This window comes from [Scytonema hofmanni] UTEX 2349 (assembly GCF_000582685.1).
Classification (GTDB): domain Bacteria; phylum Cyanobacteriota; class Cyanobacteriia; order Cyanobacteriales; family Nostocaceae; genus Hassallia; species Hassallia hofmanni.
Genome location: NZ_KK073768.1, coordinates 1643470 through 1647566 on the forward strand (window position 1 = coordinate 1643470; position 4097 = coordinate 1647566).

Genomic DNA, 4097 nt, shown 5'->3' on the forward strand with positions numbered 1-4097 from the left:
ATATTCTTCAACTTTATCGGCTCTGGTGACTTATATCATGTCCGCTTGATTACTTCTTAAAACCCAAGAACCCCACCCCGCCAAAGCTACGCTTTAGCTCCCCTCCCCGCAAGCGGGGAGGGGTTGGGGGTGGGGTGCAAGGATTGTGGGAAGTATTACTGAGGATGTGGACATAGTATTATGAGTGGTACTTGTAGTAGATTATGGGGTGTTGCGGGTGAATGTTAGAGAATTGATGTCTTGGATGTTTGAAGAAAGGTTTATTTCTAAAACTTCTTGAGCATTCTTAACAGCTTCCTCGTAAGTGTCTCCGTGGGTGCAAGGCTGCATTACACTGGTAAACTCAGGCAGCAAAACTACATAACATTGGTCTTCTTCTGACCATTTAATCACAATTGTATATTTCATTCTTCTGTTTCCTCTTCTTCCATTTTCTTTAGTTCTTCAAGTGCTTCGTTGACTTGTTTTTCTAAATACAGTTTGGCATCACTACCATCTTTGCCAGCGATGATAAGTGGGTGGAAAAAGTTATTTGTTGTCATTGCGAGCGTAACGAAGTGAAGAGAAGCAATCGCTGAGTCTTTGCGATTGCTTCATTCCGCTTTGCTCCATTCGCAATGACAGGCTTTGGATGATTTATTTATTGGAACACTCTATCCATTTACTATGGCTACCTTTTGCAGGTTTATAAATGAACCCTGCTTGCAACAACAAGCTTTTGAGTTCCCTGATTTTCTTGGGCATATCCCCATATTCTTCAACTTTTCGGCTCTAGTGGCTTATATCATGTCCGCTTGATTACTTCTTAAAACCCAAGAACCCCACCCCGCCAAAGCTACGCTTTGTCTCCCCTCCCCGCCTGCGGGGAGGGGTTGGGGGTGGGGTTCTTTTATTATGGGTAATTTGGCGGACATGATATCACATCCCATTACTTGGCTTCTCCTAACTCCTTCAACTTTTTCTGTGCAAACTCCCGCACTTTCTCATCTGCGTCATTCTGTGCTTTGTCGCGCAATAGTGGTAAAGTCTGGGGATGGTGAAGATATTGCTCGATGATTATCTCAAGTGCAACTTGCCGAGGATTGATTTCATCGTCTTCCTTGCGCTTAAAGGCGTCATTGACAGCGTAGTTGTAGAAAAATTCAAACATCCCAGGTTCATCTTTGAAATTGCTGGCTAAAGCTTGGACTGCTGCACGTCGCACAAACATATAATTATCAGCCTTAGCCCGGTCTTTGAGCAAACACAGAGTGTCGGGGTCATCTTTGAAGTTGCTGACTAAAGCTTTGACTGCTGCATATCGCACATTCCAATGATTATCAGCAATCGCCCGCTCTTTGAGCAATGGGAGAGTGTCGGGGTGATCTTTGAAGTTGCTGACTAAAGCTTGGACTGCTACACGTCGCACAAACATATCATTATCAGCGATTACCCGCTCTTTGAGCAATGGGAGAATGTCGGGGTGATCTTTGAAGTTGCTGACTAAAGCTTGGACTGATACACGTCGCACAAACATATCATTATCAGCAATTACCCGCTCTTTGAGCAATGGGAGAATGTCGGGGTGATCTTTGAAGTTGCTGGCTAAAGCTTGGACTGCTACACATCGCACAAATCTATCATTATCAGCGATCGCCCGGTCTTTGAGCAATGGGAGGGTGTCGCGGTCATCTTTGAAGTTGCTGGCTAAAGCTTCGACTGCTGCACCTCGCACATCCTCATCATTATCAGCGATCGCCCGCTCTTTTAACAGACTAACTAATTTATCAGCCGTTGAGGCAATTACCGAGCGATTTCTCACTTCTACAACACATTTAACCGCTAAAGACAAAACGCTAAACTTTTTCCTTCCTATATTTAACTTTATTAAATACTCAATAATATCACCCGCAAACTCAGGCTCAATCATCCCTACAATTAGCTGCAACACCTCATGCCAAGTTTCATCTTGCCAGTGTTTACCAAAAACTTCTGTCTTCAATTCCTCAATAGTCAGCGATCGCGTCTTCTCAAACTGCCAGACAAACTCCCAAGCACAGAAATATTCTAAAAATGTCCGATGCACAAAGGCATAATAATCTGCACCCACGAAACATAACATAAAGTTGCGAGTCCGCAGTTGATTAATCATCACTTTTGCAGCTTCTCTCGGTTTATCAAATTCTATAGTCTTCAAATAGTTAGCCAGAATCTTCTCTAAATCACTCGCACTAATCAAATTACCAGCCAAACCTTTCTCACTGGTTTGCATATAATAAGCAACTTGACGCAGCATCGCTTGCTTATCTTTATAATCAATCGTTTTCGGGTCTAATCTTTTGTCTTCTATTAAAGCGCGTTCCACATCCCATTGATGCAACAACACCCGCGATGCTTGATTATAAAGTTCCGCTCTATCTCGCGGCAATTCTTGATTCCTATTAAGTATTGCCATCATCGTCAGCAGAAGCGGATTACCCGCTAATTCGGCAATAGATTTTGAAGCTGTAATTCCTCTTTGCAATCGCTCACGTTTTCTCAGTTTATCCGCTTCATCGTTAAAGGTTAACTCATGCCAGCGGTAAATAAAATCTTGAATTTGTTCTGCTTCCAAATCTTGCAATATGAAATGCCGAAACTCAGCATCTCGCAATCGTTGCGCTTTGTAGCCAATTACGCGAGATGTTACAATTACCTGCACATTCGGATACTCGTTAGTGAAGCGATGAATATCGGTAATTACATCCTCTCGCTGACCGGGATCGAAGACTTCATCTAAACCATCAAACATCACTAAGGCTTTACCAGCTTGAAGCTGTTCGTGTAGTTGATGTTGATTCAACTTATAAATTGCACCGCTACATTTATGGAAAAATTCCAGAAAATTATGACACTCTTTATCCTCTCGTCGTCGCATATAAGTGCGTAACTCAATTAGCAAAGGTATCGGTAGTGAGATAGCATTATCCAGAGGTGAAGTTGCCCAATTTAAACCGAGATATTGCAACAATGTAGACTTACCCGAACCAGGATCGCCTAAAATAACTATATATTTATAAGTCTGTTTGTCATTGACAATATCTAATACCGAACATATGGCTTGTTCTAAATAAACTCGTTTGTAACGTTCTAATTCTTCTTCTTTAACTTCTGCCTCTACTTGGTTGCTTTCTCGCAGTCGTCTTAAATGTTCTTTAGGCAGTTCGTGAACTTGTGGTAAAACTTGATTAGCTTCCCGGACATTTTGAGCGATAAAGATTTTCCATAATTTTAGTTCGTTATAAGCGTAACCTGTAGTATCCAAGTTATCTAACTTCAGATTACCATAGCGCTCGCGAATTGCTTCTTGATACTTTTCTAAATCAAATTGCGGAATAATCCCGGCAATCTCGGTTGTGTTTTCTCGGATTTTATCCAGATTCTGAGAATCAAGAATCTCTCGCAGTTCATCAACTTCGAGAATTATCTCTTTAACCTTTTGTACATATTTCTTACCAACCCGTTTCCAATTAAAATCGTCTGGTAACAAACATGAGGAATTAAGCTTATACCAAATCTCTTGTAATTTCTTTGTGTCTATAGCTTGGCAGTCATGCTTAAAGGCATTTCCCAAAATTTGTTTGACTTCTTGATTCTTGATAAACTGCTTTATCGGTTGCGTATACTTTTTGATGTCATCTTCAGCAAGCTCACCATCTTCTAAATCTTGCTGCATCAGTTGCACAAATTCTGCCAGTGCCATAACTTCAGCTTTCTGAAGGGGTTCTTGTTTGAAGGGTGCGGTTACGGCATTATTTAAGATACTTTTGAAAAAATCTTTAGCGTAGTCTTTGACTAAATCTTCGACAAATTCTTTGCTGATAATAGTCTTGACGAGAAATCCAACTGCTTTTGTAGCTATCCAGGTGGTGAACCATTCAACTATCATGCTGGTGTCTGTTTAGATTTTGACTACGAGTATATACACTAGCTTAATGAATGTTTCCGAATTTATGGTTGATTATACAAATATTATGCCCTCAGGCTGGAAGCCTTTGTGATTACCAACATATTTCAAAACCCTCGCTCTTGCCGCTATCTCGCCTTATAGCGGTTCTCGGTTGAGTGATGTACAAGAA

General features: G+C 41.2%; 3 protein-coding genes. All 3 read right to left on the bottom strand.

Annotated elements, in window-relative coordinates:
* Positions 1-201: 201 nt before the first annotated feature.
* Complete coding sequence (locus TOL9009_RS0112480) at positions 202-408, bottom strand: type II toxin-antitoxin system HicB family antitoxin (RefSeq protein WP_029633107.1); 207 nt, start codon at positions 406-408, stop codon at positions 202-204.
* Positions 405-542, bottom strand: coding sequence for a hypothetical protein (locus TOL9009_RS47220; RefSeq protein WP_186227712.1), 138 nt, complete (start codon positions 540-542; stop codon positions 405-407). Before TOL9009_RS47220 ends, TOL9009_RS0112480 begins: the two co-directional genes overlap by 4 nt.
* A gap of 386 nt (positions 543-928) precedes the next feature.
* Positions 929-3907: a HEAT repeat domain-containing protein gene (locus TOL9009_RS0112495; RefSeq protein WP_029633108.1), complete on the bottom strand. Its 2979-nt coding sequence runs from the start codon at positions 3905-3907 to the stop codon at positions 929-931.
* Between the last annotated feature and the right edge of the window lie 190 nt (positions 3908-4097).

What these genes read in the sequence shown, in the direction of transcription:
- TOL9009_RS0112480 (WP_029633107.1), bottom strand. Translation starts at nt 408, where the DNA reads ATGAAATATACAATTGTGATTAAATGGTCAGAAGAAGACCAATGTTAT.
- TOL9009_RS47220 (WP_186227712.1), bottom strand. Translation starts at nt 542, where the DNA reads ATGACAACAAATAACTTTTTCCACCCACTTATCATCGCTGGCAAAGAT.
- TOL9009_RS0112495 (WP_029633108.1), bottom strand. Translation starts at nt 3,907, where the DNA reads ATGATAGTTGAATGGTTCACCACCTGGATAGCTACAAAAGCAGTTGGA.